This window comes from Chryseobacterium sp. MA9 (genome assembly GCF_024399315.1).
In the GTDB taxonomy this organism is placed as follows: Bacteria; Bacteroidota; Bacteroidia; order Flavobacteriales; family Weeksellaceae; genus Chryseobacterium.
This window is the reverse complement of record NZ_CP075170.1, coordinates 222264-239207: the sequence shown is the minus strand read 5'-3', so window position 1 is coordinate 239207 and position 16944 is coordinate 222264. Positions and strand designations below refer to the sequence as shown.

Here is a 16944-nt window from a genome sequence, read left to right as displayed (position 1 = left end):
GAAATTATTGTTTAATACACTTTTTCGTGGGAGCGTCATAATATGCGTCTGGTTCTGCGCAAACGTATTTGAATTGTACCCATGAATTAAAATTAGGATAGAAAACGCAAGCATAAAACCCTCTAGGATTATTTGGATCTGGGTAATAACCATCTGCTTGACAAGCAGGTAAAGCTATTGGATTGTAAACGGTTCTTGTAAAATTACATTGAACACCATTTATATTGATTGAAAAATGCGCTTGACCAGTTCCTGATGGTAATCCAGTTATAGTGTATGTAAGATTACCATTTCCATTAGCTAAGCTTCCTGTTGCTAAAGTTGCCGTCAATCCCGTAACTCCTGTGGATGAAACAGATTGGGAAGGGTATGATGAACCATTTCCTCCTGTATATGGAATAATTGTGGTTACATCAATATTATAAGTATTTCTAAGTGTTCCATTATGGGTTGCTGCACCACAGTTTAAAGAAAATACAGATACTGTTCTGGTCAAAGTACAAGTTTGTCCTCCTATATTAAGAGCAAAACTTGCTGTTCCCGCAGCAGAAGGTGTTCCTGTAATGGTATAGGTAAGCGTTCCGTTTCCATTGGCGAGACTTCCTGCAGATAAAGTAGCCGTTAATCCTGTAACCCCCGTAGAAGCGACAGTCTGACCTCCATGAGATGCTCCGTTTCCTCCTGTATAAGAAATTACAGATGATACTCCTGAAGCCCCGGTTCCCGCAGTTAATGTACCGCTATTGGTAGCTCCTGCGCAGTTTAAACTACCTATCGTACCTACAAGAGCATCTACCGTTCTGGTCAAAGTACAAGTTTGTCCTCCTATATTAAGAGCAAAACTTGCTGTTCCCGCAGCAGAAGGTGTTCCTGTAATGGTATAGGTAAGCGTTCCGTTTCCGTTGGCAAAGCTTCCTGCTGATAAAGTTGCTGTTAACCCGGTTACTCCTGTAGAAGCTATTGTCTGACCTCCATGAGATGCTCCGTTTCCTCCTGTATAAGAAATTACAGATGATACTCCTGAAGCCCCGGTTCCCGCAGTTAATGTTCCGCTATTGGCAGCTCCTGAACAGTTTAAACTACCTATCGAACCTACAAGAGCATCTACCGTTCTGGTCAAAATACATGCCTGCCCGCCAATATTAAGAGCAAAACTTGCTGTTCCCGCAGCAGAAGGTGTTCCTGTAATGGTATAGGTAAGCGTTCCGTTTCCATTGGCGAGACTTCCTGCAGATAAAGTAGCCGTTAATCCTGTAACCCCCGTAGAAGCGACAGTCTGACCTCCATGAGATGCTCCGTTTCCTCCTGTATAAGAAATTACAGATGATACTCCTGAAGCCCCGGTTCCCGCAGTTAATGTTCCGCTATTGGCAGCTCCTGAACAGTTTAAACTACCTATCGAACCTACAAGAGCATCTACCGTTCTGGTCAAAATACATGCCTGCCCGCCAATATTAAGAGCAAAACTTGCTGTTCCCGCAGCAGAAGGTGTTCCTGTAATGGTATAGGTAAGCGTTCCGTTTCCATTGGCGAGACTTCCTGCAGATAAAGTAGCCGTTAATCCTGTAACCCCCGTAGAAGCGACAGTCTGACCTCCATGAGATGCTCCGTTTCCTCCTGTATAAGAAATTACAGATGATACTCCTGAAGCCCCGGTTCCCGCAGTTAATGTTCCGCTATTGGCAGCTCCTGAACAGTTTAAACTACCTATCGAACCTACAAGAGCATCTACCGTTCTGGTCAAAATACATGCCTGCCCGCCAATATTAAGAGCAAAACTTGCTGTTCCCGCAGCAGAAGGTGTTCCTGTAATGGTATAGGTAAGCGTTCCGTTTCCATTGGCAAAGCTTCCTGCTGATAAAGTTGCTGTTAACCCGGTTACTCCTGTAGAAGCTATTGTCTGACCTCCATGAGATGCTCCGTTTCCTCCTGTATAAGAAATTACAGATGATACTCCTGAAGCCCCGGTTCCCGCAGTTAATGTTCCGCTATTGGTAGCTCCTGCGCAGTTTAAGCTTATTATAGTACCTGTCGGAGGAGCAGTGACTGCACAAGTAGAAACCCATGCACTGGAGTTCCAGAAATCCATACAATTGGTATTAACGTTGTAGATCATCAATCCCGCAGGGATGTTTGTCATTGCATCTCTTTGAGCTGTAGTAAGCCTTGGAGGAAGAAAACCTTTGTTGGTAGAAGTAATCTCTAATGCAGCATTACTGTTGGGGGTTGTAGTACCAACTCCAATGTTTCCTATTGTATTATTAATCGTTAAATCTTCACGCCCGTCATTTCCTAATGATAAACGTCCTCCCGTTCTGTTATCAAAATATCCTTTCGGACCTACTCCGAATACTCCTGAACCACTGTCTGCTCCTACATATAATCCCCCGGAAGCTGATGTTATAGCGATATCTGCACGGCTGTTTGCCCCTGTATTAGCATTTTGGAAATAGCTTCTGGTAAGACCGTCACTATCACCCCTTACCTGAAAATTACCGGTTGTTGCTTCAAAAGTCAACCATTTGTCATCTATATTTACAGTCCTGCTTCCGGTAAGTGTTCCGTTTGAATTGTAGATGTTAACCTGGTCTGCATTTATATCATCTCCATTCATTACTTTTGTCCAGACAGAACCGTTAAAATAATAAAGTCCTACAGCATCAATTTTAAGAGCTGTTCCTGTTTGCGCTCCTGTAGAGACGTTGTTTACATAGATTAAAGTAGACACAGGAATATTTGTCATACTCTGGGCTCTTTCCCTGTCTACCCGGGGAATCAAAAGGCCGTCTACATTATTAGATTTCCCTGTAGCATTTTTGGCCATAATGTCCATCGTTGTTTGGGGATCACTGGTATTAACCCCGACTTGGGCACTCAACAGACCTACTGTTGCTAATGCCAACAGTAAAATAGTTTTGTTTTTCATTTCTTAAATGTTTTTTATTATAAATTATAACAGCTAATATCTGTTATCTGTTATCTGTTTCCTTAGTAAGCTTTAACAACAACAAATAATCAATTTGGCTAAATCCGGGGCGAAAATAATACTAAAACAGATAAAGATAATTACTGCATTTACACTACAACATTACAACATATTGACTATCAGACACAAAGCCTCTAAAAAGTGCATTGTTTACACCCAAAGAAAAATATATTGCTAATGCTTTTTATTTCACAAATAACTAAAAATCAATTATTTATAAAACACCCATTAATATCTTATGTATATTATTAGAAAAGAGAATGTTCGAATATTTTCGTTTTTATTATCAAAAACATTGTATTTATTGCGACCCTTTCTTTGTTACAAATAAAAAAAATCGGGTTATTTACAAGCTGCTGAAATGCTTACAAACCACCGCAATATATTTTACATCACCCTGTTTTTAGCTTTAAGTGATGAGAAAAAATTCAACTATAGTATCAAAAAAACAATTATTTTGATAACTAAATCTTAAGTTTATAATTAAAGGGATTATAAAAAAGTAAACAAAGCTACTCTCAAAGAAAACTCAAAGTCGTGTAGAACAACCAGTATATTTACATTATATGATACTACACAGCCAATATTAATTGATATACCATTCTATTATAAAATAGTTATAATAAAAGTTTGATATTTCCACAAATATTGTAAATGTTTAGAATTCCAGCTGAATTAATGTATTTATTCCCAGGTGGGAATGAATTAAAAGGTCATACATTCCAAGGTTTGAAAGTAAGTTATTGTAAATAAAACACTAATGACAGGCATATATAAATTATTATTTGAACTTTTCTAATAAGCAAATAAAATTTTATTCAGTAAATTTGGTTTTTAAAAGAAAATCTTTTAAATATTTCCCTATACGTTCTACAGTTAAATTTCTTTTTTTGCTCTTTTGTAGAAGGCAAACCATTTAACAACTGTTAATATAAACCACATATATTATTATTTCACATAATAATATACATAAAAACTACATTTTATCAAAATAATAATCTAAAATTGTGACAATAATTGTTTAAATTGCATTAAAAATTCAGTATTCAACAGTTTTGTTTCGTTATATGAAAAATATTTTACTCTTTTTATTTACTTCATTAATACTAAATTCATGTCGTTCATCTCAAAATGACCTTAATGAATATTTTCATGCTATCAATGGTGAGGTTTCTGTTGTGATCGATCAACCTAAAAAAATAAAAGCATTATACGATAGAGAATTACAAAAATACAGGAAGCATCCCACAATGCAATATCTTATAAGCACTAAATACATAGAGCTGTCCCTGCATAAAGATAATAATAAAAAATTAAAAATGGTGTATGAGCTTCTAAAGCTGAATGATGACAAGTATGATTATATCTCCATTGCCTGTAATTATAACCTTGCATTACAATTTGAGCAGGCTTCCCCGGAATTAGCTTTACAATTTTTAGACAAAGCCATAGAACTCGATGAAAAATCCGGAAAAAAATATTTTCTGCCTCATTTATTTCATCTAAAAGGACGGTGGTTTTATAATAAAAAAAATTATTCTAAAGCATTCTTTTATTTTAAAAAGTGTCTGGATAATCTAGATAAAAACGATATTTTATACATTGCTTCTATGCATAATAACTTTGCACTATGCTACAGCAAGATGAATAAAGTGAATCTGGCTATTGAAGAAACTAATAAAGCAATAACGATATTAGAGAAAAAAACAAATAAAATACCTGAGGATAAACTTTTCTTAAACTATATAAAAGGAAATCTTGGAGATTATTTTTTCCAAAAAAAAGATTATCAAAAAGCAGAAATTCTAATTTCTGAAGAATTAAAATTCTATCATGAAAATAATTATTCAGATGAGACTATCAATCCGAGTAAAAGATTATTTACACTTTACACAACAACAAATAATACAATCAAATTAAGAGAACTTATAACTTTTTTAATTAATAATCAATATAAATTAGAATCTCTTGTAGATAAAATTGAAACAAATAAGATAATTCAACTTTACTACAGTAACAATAATGATATCAAAAATTTAAAATATTTTTCAAAAAAATTAATTGAATTGAATGAAGAATATAATGAGAAGTCTAAACAAAATCTAAGTGAAACCTCTGATTTATTGAATAATTATGTCATAAAGAATGTAAACCAAAAATATGATTATCAAAAAAAGAAGAGTTTTCTATTGATTTTATTAGTCCTATTATTTAGTCTCGCAATCATCATTTTCATATATACTATCATTAATATTAGAAGGAACAGCAAAAAGGAAAAAGAAATTGCAGAAAAACAGAAAATAATACTAAATAACAAAAAAGAAATTCTTCAACAAGGGCTTAAGATTCAAGCGGAAAAAATCAATAGCCTATACTTAAGTCTTAATTTAAAAATAGAAACAGAAAAGGCATTTTTAGAAAGTCTTAAAAAAATTAAAAAACAAAAAAATACTGATCCTGAAGAAATATTTAAGGATTTACTGCTAAAAGTAAACAATCTCCTTCAGATTGACAGAAGGAACTATGACTTAATTAACGAGAGCTCTCTACAAAACGAATTGTTTATTAATAAACTTTCAGATAAGTTCCCCATGCTGACAAAGCAGGAATTAAAACTTTGTGTATACTTTAAACTCGATTTGTCCTCCAAAGAAATTTCATCTTTTGAAAGCACTACTCCAAACACAATTAGGGTGTATAAGGCAAAAATAAAATCTAAAATGAAATTAGAAAGAGAAACTGAATTAAATAGTTTTCTCGCGACAATATAATGTTATGAGTTTGAGCATATGTACCTGTCCTTTTTAATATAAGGGAGCCATAAGGATTTATTATGACCCCTGTTTCAAAAAATGATTGAAGTATGCAAGTACTTTATCAGTATTCAACAAAGAAGAAATATCAATAATGATTAATTCCCCAAATATGATATAGTAAAGGAACGGGTGCTTACTGTATAGGTAGATCCTGCACTACAACCATTACATGGAATTCCTCCCAAGGATAATATGGTATTCTGATCCAAATAAAGGACAATTACCCCTCCCCTATTATATGTGAAGGTTGGATTAACCCCTGCTATGCTACTAAAATTATAATCATCATTTCCATACTTTAAATTCCAAACAAAACTATTATTTGTACTTGGAGTGTTGGGTACAACAAAGCCATGCAAACTTATTTGATAAAAACCTGTTTTAGAAGTAGTATATGTATTATTGGTAACATTCCAGCCACCATCATTAGCTGCTACTGTAAAAACCCACTTATTAAACCCCGAACTATCAGCTATATTAAAGCTATTACTTGCTCGTCCGGCTGCAACAACAGTTGGTATAAAAACATTTGTACTGCCCGCTGAAATTGATAATTTAGCCCAACTACTACCATTAAAATAATAATATCCAGGGGCATCAATATTTATTGCCGTACCAGTCTGCGTTCCCGTAGAAACATTGTCTATATAAAGCATTGTAGAGACTTCAACCCCAATCATTGATTGAGCCCTTTCCCTGTCTACTCTAGGAATTAAAATACCTTCCGGATTAGAAGATGTACCTGTCCCAATTTTAGCAATAATATCTAAGGTTGCTTTTGGCACAGGCGTATTAATACCAATTTGTGCGTAAATTCTATTAATCGTAAGTATGGTTAATAGTAAAATAATTTTGGTTTTCATATATAATATACATTATTGGTTGTTAGTGTTTATTTCCATGACTTTAGACATCTTTAATATTAAGCCAATTTAAACTTACATTATGAATTCTACAAAAGCACCTAAAAGAATAAGAATATTTGGTTTTAAAAACTTATGGCTCTTCTTTCTTACAGTCCAAATCAAATTTAAATAATTAATGTATTTGTCAATATGTAAAAAATTCCTTCATTAAATTTAAAAATTTTCTAACACGTATTGCAACTATAATTTATTTATAAAAAGACCCCATTCCTTCTCATCATAAATGCTGAAATTGATATGGGAACAATACATTTTGGGGCCTTAATTCTATAAACAATCTATTTACATTCCGTCTTTATATTTTTGTTGGATTATCCCCACATCAATAAACCTAAAGGGATAATTTTTGTGGTTTGTGCATGAAAATTGTTATGATGGAATACTATAATTATGAAAATTACTCCGACATTTAATTTAAAAAAAGAGGTTCATTTTTCTAATAATTCGATTGTTCATTGGTTTTGGCTTTTATTCATTAATTGAGTATTTCTATGAATTTTTTGATTCTAAATTCATTTATACTTCTAATTGTCATGCAATTAAATAATTTAAAGATAAAATTAATAATGTTCGATTAATTTGTACATTTTTAAGTATTAATATGTATTAGCAAAAATGGATTTTTTTAATTAATTTATTATCCAACACACACATAAACAATTGAAAATCAACTAACAATATATATAAAAACATTAATAAATGAAATTTAAAACAAGAGTAATAAATTGTGTGAATTAATTCGATTTTTTATACAATTTCAAACACAAAAAATCATTAAATTTAAATAATTGATTAAATTCACATGTAAGCAGCAGTAGTTTTTAAAAAAAGGAGACCTTCCAAAATATGTAACAAACCATCCTGAGCCCAGTATCCTTACAAATAACAGATTTCTTACACCAGTCAAGTATTTCATTGGATGGACTTTTTTTCTGAATTTTGACGCAGGCTTTGATGCTGAAAATCTACGTTAAAAAGCTTTAGAATTGGGAATTGATCATCAACTATACAAAGAACGGCATGCCATAGAAAGAACAAATGTATGCCTTGACAGCTTCAGAACATTACTCAATAGGTTCTACCAAGCTGGAAAGGATTCAATTATTTAGCTTTTATTGTGATTGCTATTAGAAAGTTTCAAAAAATAAAGTCGAGATGAATTCATTGAAAATACCTTAAAAACATATAGTGTGCCTATGAATAGTTCGGATTTTACTTGAAAAATATTTTGTGTCTCTTATTTTGCGGTTAATTTTTTACGGAATTTGAATTTAAATCATTAAAAACCAAGTAGCTACAAACATTTCATTTAATCTAATATCCCCCTTTTCTAAAAATACTCCCAAAATAAACATTGTTTAAGGGGCATAAATTTTATTGATAAGCATTATGCTAAAAATAAAGTATGCCATAGTCGTTTACTTTATTTTGTTTTTGCCTTCTAGATATGATAGTATTTTATATGCAGTCTCTACTCTTTGTTGTATAGGATAATTTTTATTAGCAAATATCACAATGCCTATTTTTTTAGAAGGTACGTAGACAACATAAGATGCAAACCCGTTTGTGGAGCCTGTTTTATTGATTAACACATCTGAATTCGGTTTTTCAGGAGGCGTTAATTTATTGATCGGATTAGGCTTATAGATCATATCATCCGAATTTCCTGCCAGCAATTGGTTTAAAGTTACCGGATAATTATACTGTTCCCAAATAAGATCTTGAACCATCTCTGAAGTTTTAAAATATCCTATATGAGTATTTTCCAAAGCCTTAGCCAAATGATCATTTATGTTTCCAATTCCCATATTTGCATCTACAAACTTTATCATATCATTTGTACAAGACTTAATTCCATAAGCCTCATCTGCAAGAATAGCAGGATTTAATCTCACGGGATCATTGGTCTTATTGTATCCCTGTGCATACTCTTCCATTTTATCAGGTGGTACGGTATAAAATGTATTACTCATTCCTATTTTTGCAAAAACATTTTGAGTCATTGCTTGAGTAAAAGGTTCTTTCATTGTTTTTCCCGCAATAACACCCAATAGTCCAATACTTGCATTAGAATACACTCTGGTTGTACCAACGGCATAAAGAGGTTTCCATGTTTTGTAGAAATTCATAAGCTGATCAGTATTTGTAATATCATCCGGTATCTGCAAAGGCAACCCACCAGCAGCATGGGTTGCTAGATGATATAATTTTACTGAATCAAAGACAGTATCTCCCAAATTAGGTAAATATTTACTTACCGGATCAGAGAAATTAAGATTACCATTCATTTGAGATAAAGAGGCAAGAGTAACTGTAAATGTTTTACTTACAGAGCCTAGCTCAAATAAAGACTGATTAGTGACTTGTTTATTATTTTCTTTGGAAATTATTCCATAATTAAAAAAAGAATGTTTTCCATCGACCGTTACAGCTATACTTAGCCCGGGTATATCATTTTCACTCATCAATGGCTGAGCCAGATTATCTACAAAAGATTTAAGATCTGCTGTGGTGTCGTTTTTAGTTTCTGTACAGCTATAAAAACTCAGCAAAAAACATAAAATTAATTTTGGGGCAAATAACATTGCTTTCTCAAAATTCACCATTTTTGTGTAATTCATATTCATGTTTTTGATTTAGATTAACCCATAATTAATTCTTCCTAAAGCTAAAATTATGCCAGTAGAACAGACATATTTTCTTAATTTTTAATATTACAAATCAAGTAAATGACGTTGGAAATAAGTGCTAACGCTACAAACTTTCCTTTAAAAAACTGTCTTAAAAGTTTTAAGGCAGCTCTTTATATTGAACTTGTTTAAACTTTTTTAAGGAAAGAGTTTCCAGAAAATTAGCAATTTAGAGTTGAAAAAAAGAACTAAAATCTGGAACTCATAAGTAAAGATAAACTGAAAAAATAGATTTTACCTCATTTAAGTAAAGGGAACGAAGATTTTCTACGAGATTTGATTTAGGAAAAATCTTTAAACTCATTGTCAAACGACTAAAAACAGGCTTCCAATGGCGGGAATTAAGTCTCAAAGAATATTTTCAAAAGAGACAATAATAAGTTGGCAATTGATTTACTATTACTTTAATAAATGGCTTAAGGACGGTTCTTTCAGACGACTTTGGGCTTGTCTTCTGCAAAAACAATAAAAGAAAGCTGGATTTTTCCAGTGCCCAATTGGGTGGAAGTCATACTCACAGCAGAACAGGAGGTGAATCAGTAGGCTATCAGGGAAGAAAATCCAGGACTAGTAATTGTATTTTCCTTTGTGATAATCAAGGGCAAATGCTTTCAATGGGAGAACCTGTAAGCGGAGAGCATTATGATTTATATAATATTAAAGAAACCTTTGAAGATATCCTGGATCTTCTCGATGAAGCCGACATAGAATGTAAAGGATTATTTCTCAATGCAGACTCTGGTTTTGACAGTAAAAAACTCAAGGATATTCTGGATAAAAAAAAATTATTGAAAAAATTAAAGAGAATCCTCATAATGGGAGTACGAAGCATGAAAAATATTTTGATGCTGAGCTATATAAAAGGAGATTTAAAATAGAAAAAGTACATGCCTGGCTGGATAGCTTCAAGGCTTTATTAGTAAAGTTTGAAACTTTGAATATAGTCTGGAAAAATCTGCAATTATTTAGCCTTTTCAATTTGGTTTCTAAGGAAAATAAAAGTTTAAACAAGTTTATATTTTTTTAATGTCAAAAGATGTCACTGAATTTTATTTAGTTGCCTATATAAATAAAAGAGCTATCATGGTTCGTTTTATTTAATCAATTTTAGATTATTCATAGATAAATAGTCTTTTATAATTAAATATGTCATTGATAGTAATATGACGGTTTATATCATCTAGCCATGGTTGGATAGGGGTCGTATCCGGATCAAAAGACGGATGATATTCTGGTTCATTCACATACTTAGAATTTGGATAAAGTTCCTGCCAATCTGCCCATATTTTATCAAGCATACAGTGATGCAACCAGAATATTGGATCGTTTGGTGAAGCAGAGCTTCCCATAGCCCCGCCCACATCATTGTGAACCTCATCGTGCAGTTTTTTATTGAGATTGTATCCAAACCCTTCACCAGCCGCGTCTGGAAATGCAAAATTTTCTCTAGCTAATGTTTCCGATAGAATTGCAGGCTCAACCATAGGTTGCCCAAAAAGATTACTGCTTTTTGCTCTCATTAACCAAGTAATAGGGTTCCAATCACTATCAGGAACAATATTCCAGTTTCCTTTGGTGTGCGCAAAAGGACCATCTAATACCTCTTGAGTCCCCGTATCATCATCTTCTTTACCGGTAGTACCCATAAAATTATCCGTAAAAGGTAATACATCTCTTTGAGCTACCTGTGTCCAGTCCCAATAAGGGACCGTTACACTCTCGAATTCCGGCTGAGCACAAAGAAGACTTTCAAAATGATAGATAAAAATGCGATGCCATGGTAATAAAATGTTTTCATGTGCACTCCAATCATGATTAGTAAAAGTATCCATATGTACTTTTACAAAATCATCATAAAGAGATCTGAAAGTAATATTGTTTACATTATTTTTAAGCGCTAAAATTGCTTGGATAAACAAATCTCGTTCATCCTGAGACATATTAAGAATATTTTTTCTAATTCTTACCGGTCCAGGGTTATTCAGGTCTGGAAGCCCTTGGGGAAGACGACCTACACGGCCTTCCTGCATTTGGCTAAGCTCTCTGCCATCCAAAGCAATTACGGCTGCATTGGCGGTTTCTTCCAATGTAGTAAAAGTTTTAAAGGGAGTAACAATACTATGATAAGCTGAACCTTCCTGCCAAATTGCAAGAGGTTGGGTATTGATGAAGATGGTATTTTTATTTAAACTTATGTTACCTGGCTTCAAATCTGATTTGATCTCTACTTGGCATCCATTAAATTCATAAATTAATGGGTAATTATTTTGATTTTTAAAATCCATGGAATTAATAGTTAATTAAGTTGTTTTTCATTTATTCATAAGTATATAATCTCCTGTAATTCAGAATATCAATAGGTGTTATATTCCTAGTAACATCAATTAGCCATGGTTCTAATGGCGTGTCCGGATAAATTGGATTATCAGGCCTTGTGCTTTCATAATGTGGAATGCCTTGGTTGAGGTCTTGCCAATCTGCCCAAGTTTTATCGACCATACCATGATGGAGCCAGAAAATAGGATCACCAGGAGATCCCATACCTTGCATGACACCACCTATGTTGATATGTATCAATCCATGTATTCCATTAATTTTCCCAAAGAATTCGGGGTAAGAAATAGAAGATAATGCATCTTCTAGCTCTGTTGGTCCCACAAAAGGATAATCATAAAATCCTTCTGTATTTCTTCTCAAGGCAGTAGGTTCATCATCTGAAGAAGGCACTATCTTCCATCTTCCTTTTGTATAGGCAAAAGGGCCGTCAAGTACTGCTCCGAACGGATGTTCAGGAGCATAACCACCTAGACCTCCCATAAAGTCATCAGAAAAAGGTAGCTCACCTTCAAAAGAAATCCCCGTCCAGTCCCAATAAGGAACAGTTACAGTCTCGAATCCGGGCTGAGCCCGTAATAAGCTTTCAAAATGATATACGAAAAGTCGGTGCCAGGGAAGCAATGCATCTCCATGTCCACCCCAGTTAGGATTGTTCATAATATCAATATGTACTTTTACAAAATCATCATAAAGAGATCTTAAAATAATATTGTTATTATTTTTAAGAGAAAAAATAGCATTAATGAATAAATCTCGCTCATCTTGGGTCATATTCAGAATGTTTTTTCTGATTCTTACAGGCTCTGGATTGTCAAGATCTGGTAATCCTTCAGGTAAATGTCCCAATCTTCCCTCATGCTGAAGAGGAGTCAGACTCCTGCCATTTAATGCATTTACGGCATTTACTGTTTCCATCAAAGTCGAAAATGTTTGATAAGGTGATACAATACTACGAAAACCTGAACTTTCATGTTGTATGGTAAGAGGTTGTCCATTGATAAAAATAATAGCGTTTTTTTTCATTGTTTTTAATTTTTTTAATGGATAATTTGTTTGTGTATTTAGAATCATATGTTGCGATTTGAGGGAACAAATCAGCGATATTTTATAGTAAGTTTAACCAATTAGCTCCTTCTTAGTAATGAAATCACTATAAATACATTAAGTCTACATATAGACTTCAGCTATTAAAGAGAAGCAGTAAATGATAGTATAAGTTGGGATTCTTTTAGAATGGTTTGAAAAATCTCAGATACTCATAGAAAAGCGTATCTGAACATATTTTGGCGCAATTAAAGAAAATAAGGTTTTCGTTTCTCATAATTTAGATATTTTAATGGTTATTACTTTTAAAGAATGTATTTTTTACTGAAAAGGGCAAGCTTTATTAAAACAACTTACATTTTTAGTATACAATACCTTACAATAGATATAGCCGAATACAATCATGAGAATACGAGGGAAATTTACAAATTAATTTCTATTACACTTATTTTTTTTTCATCAGTTTAAAAAATACAATAATCATAAAGCTTTTGATTACTTGTTTTTATGATAACTCAAATTATTGGATACAGAAACTCAACCATTCAATGGCTAAAATAATCCTGCAATGTATAAACTTCCCCTGCTCGCCAGTGATTAAAAGGAATTTTTTGTAATCATTTGTTTTGCTCTATAACCCCGCGTCAGAGAAAAGAAATTAGTGAATGAAATAAAATGATATAGGAATTTTAATTTCGAACCTGTCTAAACTTATCAAAAATCTTCGATTTTTTAAACCAGTAAAAAATAAAGTATAGTTAAGATTAATCATTTTGACTTTTAAGCTTAAAGTGAAGCTTATCTTAATACTCTTCCCCTCTTTAATGTTTCAAAAAAAGTTTAAACAAGTTCTTCCTATATCATTTGTCTGTAATCTTTTATTTCCAGAAAAACCATTCGGTACCATTATACACGCAAATCATTTGAGTCCCGGGATCATAACATATCATTCCTGCGGCCGGAGACTTCACATTAGTAACCGGGTCCGTAACTTTGGGTAAAATAAGGGCCTTCGTATCCGATTCTAAGACCAATACACCTGTTGCAGCTGAAGATGCAGCACCAATAATTACCCCTGTAGTGGCAATATCATTTCCCGGAAGAAGCACAGGACTGTTCCCTTGTTTATCTGAAAGATCTTCCCAGATACCATTGAAATATTTTACCCGGGAAGATGCTGAATCAAAAACCAAAGTTCCCGGCACTATAGCATTCATAGTTCCAACATCAATAACACGTGGAAGAATAATACCATTGGTAGTGCCTGTTTGAAAATCCAGAAGACCACTTCCATCAATTTGAGTCTTTCCGATAGCAACCTGCGCATTGAAGATCGCAGAAAATAGTAATAATAGAATTAGTTTTTTCATTTTAGTTACATGTTTGTTGTATACAATTCCAGGATGTTCCATTGTAAAGCTTGATACAGTTGTCATCAATATCATAAACGATCATTCCTTCCACCGGTTGTGCAATTGCTGTTTCAGGGTCACTGATTCTGGTAATAACAAGTCCTTTATTATTACTTTCCAGCGTAATAAAACCATTATTAACATCCAGGGGCCAGTTGGCTGAGCTTCTTACGTCTCGTATGGAAATCCCTACTTTTGTCCCTGAATTTGGTGTCCCTACTGCACCTGGTTTAGAACATGGGCATGTATCGCTGGTCACAAAGTTCGAATCAATAGTACAGCCCCCCAAAGTAGTTACTACAATACTATATTCTGCCGGAGAAGTATCCGTAACAGGAAGGGTATATGTATTATTTATAGCTGTAGGAATAGCAACTCCGTTCTTAAACCACTGATATGTCCCTAATCCTGCTGCTACAGATAATGTAGATTGTCCAATACAGGCTTGCGGATAAGGAGTACTAAGGCTGATATTAACAATAGGGCTTGTTCCGAATCCTGAAAAATAACCTCCAAAACCCGCATTCGTATCTGCTCCCAGCAAATCAGCCTGGATGATTCCTGTAGAAGTTACCCTTACATTTTTTACGTTATTAACAGCATCACCAATCAGATAACGATAGCTTACCCAATCTGCATTTCCGTCAACAGACGCCGCTATTTGCGTTGGTGTTACCGGAGCTCCGTTTATTGTGACAGTAGGCGTATTGCCTGTTGTTGTAAGAACAGATAAAGTAGTATTGTCGTAGCCTGTATTTCCAATTTTATGAGCATCAGGAATTAAATCAATTTCATTCTGTCCAAAACACGATAAAGGTGCTACAACAACTATATTATTAGTAGCTCCTCCTGAACTTCCGTAAATTTTATGATAGACATATGACGGTTTACTAGTCTTTATAAACATATTCCCATTAGCATTAAAATTACCCGCGGCATTGATAATGGCATAATCACCGGCATTAGCCAGTGTAGTAAGGGGAGTTCCCGATCCATTTAAAGAAACTGTTGTATTATCTGCAGTAGCAACTACAATTACTCTTTCATTATTTCCACCCGCTCCCTGCATTACAATATATTCAAGACCAATCTGATTTACCGGAACCAATTGATCCAACCCAAAATCTCTGGCAGTTCCCGCAGCTCCCAGCATCATAAGCCCACCAACAATAACACTTACATTTTTATTTGAAACAATCTTTGCTCCTATCCATCCTGTATCCTGAATGGTAGCTCCACCTGTTTTTACAGGAGCATACAGTATAAAAGTTTCCCCTTTCTGTAAAGACCTGTAAAATGAGTTACCTATAAGAGGCGTGGAAGAGCTTCCATTAAGAAATTCCATACCGGGCTTAAGGTTTGAGATTTCTATATTTGTATTATCATCTGTAGCCATTACGGAAAGAATATTCCCAACATCTGCAGTTGCCGTAGTATTTTGTGTGGGAGCTCCCCCCCAGCGAAATTCAGTTCCCAATGCAGCTCGGCCTTTTGTAAGCACTGTTCCCGCATGGTTTGTATGCCTTCCACGATAGTTAACGTAAAAATTACCGGTTGATGTAAATACCAATCCTGCTGCATTACCTGAAATAATGGTTCCTGCATTTACCGAAGGAAGCGTAATTGGCGACTGTCCGGGAGCAATAATGAGATCAGAAGTATTAACAAAGCTTATTCTTTTTGGTTGTGCATTATCCAGGGTAATTGAACCGTTTGTTACAATAGTAGCTATATTAGTAGTAAGATCTAAAACAGACATTCTGGGTGAACCTATTCCGGAAGCAAAGTTTACTGACACATTAATTGCTGATATTGATGGTGTAGAGAGATAAATATATTCTTGTGTAATATCTAATGTATAATTAGTAAATACAACAGGATTTAGATAGTGAATATTATCAAGCTGAAGATCCCCGCAATAAGAGGGAATCTGTAATGCATGTGAACTTTTGCCGTACTCAAGAATCCAATTTCCGTTATAACCTGTAATATCGGTAGAAGCGGAGATTTTGACTTTTAATTTTTTTTCCAGATATGTGACAGCTTCTACTCCTTCCTTCCCTTTCGCAAATTCACATCCATAGATTAATAGTTCTTTTTTGCCATTGATTTTCTTTTTAAGAAACTCAAACAGTTTTTCTTTTCCCAACCATTCTCCATTGATAAAAAGACGGCCTGGTTTTCCATGAGAAAAAAGATGAAATAAATTTTGATCTTTTTCTAATTTGATTACAGGAAAGTGATTGAGTGACGCATCAACAAAAACAAGATCAGAGTTTTTACCCATACAAAAAAGCCATATGAATAAAAGGGTTATTGATAAAATTTTCTTCATAATATTAAAGCAATTGTGATTTAAATAAAAATATTATTCTAAAGAAAGGCTGTTAGAAAAATGTAGGAAACCTTCCAAATTAGGATGAACATTTCTTCCTGATACGCTAACTGGTATTTTAGTTTGGATATTAAAGTTTATTATCAAGACTTCAAAAAACAACAACGCAACAATTCTTACATTGTTTTTTTCATTTTGCAATAATCATTTTCTTATTAAGTAATCTAATAAAACCAAACTGTTATAACTTTTCAAATAAAATGTATTTGATTTTCTATTTGTGTGTTTAGAACCGCATCTTCATACTCTATATTTAGCAGGCTAAAAAATGGAATAAGAGTATTCTCTGGTTGTGTTTTGTAAATTCATCATTCTCAATCTTACAATTACAGCAACTT

The 16944-nt window shown here is 33.7% G+C and carries 9 protein-coding genes; 2 read left to right on the top strand and 7 right to left on the bottom strand.

Going from position 1 to position 16944, the window contains the following annotated elements; all coding sequences use genetic code 11:
* Positions 1–4 precede the first annotated feature (4 nt).
* On the bottom strand, positions 5–2926 hold the full coding sequence (locus tag KIK00_RS01045) for a hypothetical protein (RefSeq protein ID WP_255814723.1): 2922 nt from the start codon (positions 2924–2926) through the stop codon (positions 5–7).
* Between the two features lie 1127 nt (positions 2927–4053).
* Here KIK00_RS01045 and KIK00_RS01040 point away from each other — a divergent pair.
* The gene (locus tag KIK00_RS01040; RefSeq protein WP_255814722.1) at positions 4054–5757 is read left to right on the top strand and encodes a hypothetical protein; all 1704 of its coding nucleotides are present in this window, start codon (positions 4054–4056) and stop codon (positions 5755–5757) included.
* A 140-nt stretch (positions 5758–5897) separates the two neighbouring features.
* Here the strand turns inward: KIK00_RS01040 and KIK00_RS01035 are convergent, their stop codons facing one another.
* Together KIK00_RS01035 and ampC are read right to left on the bottom strand one after the other, a co-directional pair.
* Complete coding sequence (locus tag KIK00_RS01035; protein ID WP_255814721.1) at positions 5898–6665, bottom strand: hypothetical protein; 768 nt, start codon at positions 6663–6665, stop codon at positions 5898–5900.
* 1481 nt (positions 6666–8146) lie between these two features.
* Entirely contained in the window at positions 8147–9349 is a 1203-nt protein-coding gene (gene ampC, locus KIK00_RS01030; protein WP_255814720.1) for a class C beta-lactamase, read from the bottom strand.
* A gap of 566 nt (positions 9350–9915) precedes the next feature.
* Between ampC and KIK00_RS01025 the strand changes: the two genes are divergently transcribed.
* Positions 9916–10296, top strand: a complete 381-nt coding sequence (locus tag KIK00_RS01025) for a hypothetical protein (protein WP_255814719.1) — start codon at positions 9916–9918, stop codon at positions 10294–10296.
* Positions 10297–10530: 234 nt separating this feature from the next.
* Here KIK00_RS01025 and KIK00_RS01020 read toward each other — a convergent pair whose 3' ends face one another.
* From KIK00_RS01020 to KIK00_RS01005, 4 genes are all read right to left on the bottom strand, one after another.
* Entirely contained in the window at positions 10531–11703 is a 1173-nt protein-coding gene (locus KIK00_RS01020; protein ID WP_255814718.1) for a tyrosinase family protein, read from the bottom strand.
* A gap of 31 nt (positions 11704–11734) precedes the next feature.
* Positions 11735–12778: a tyrosinase family protein gene (locus KIK00_RS01015; RefSeq protein ID WP_255814717.1), complete on the bottom strand. Its 1044-nt coding sequence runs from the start codon at positions 12776–12778 to the stop codon at positions 11735–11737.
* Positions 12779–13677: 899 nt separating this feature from the next.
* Positions 13678–14169 carry a hypothetical protein gene (locus KIK00_RS01010; protein ID WP_255814716.1) on the bottom strand — a complete coding sequence of 164 codons (492 nt, stop codon included), beginning with the start codon at positions 14167–14169 and terminating at the stop codon, positions 13678–13680.
* Position 14170: 1 nt separating this feature from the next.
* Positions 14171–16546 (bottom strand): DUF4347 domain-containing protein, encoded by a 2376-nt coding sequence (locus KIK00_RS01005; protein ID WP_255814715.1) that lies wholly within the window; start codon positions 16544–16546, stop codon positions 14171–14173.
* Positions 16547–16944 lie beyond the last annotated feature (398 nt).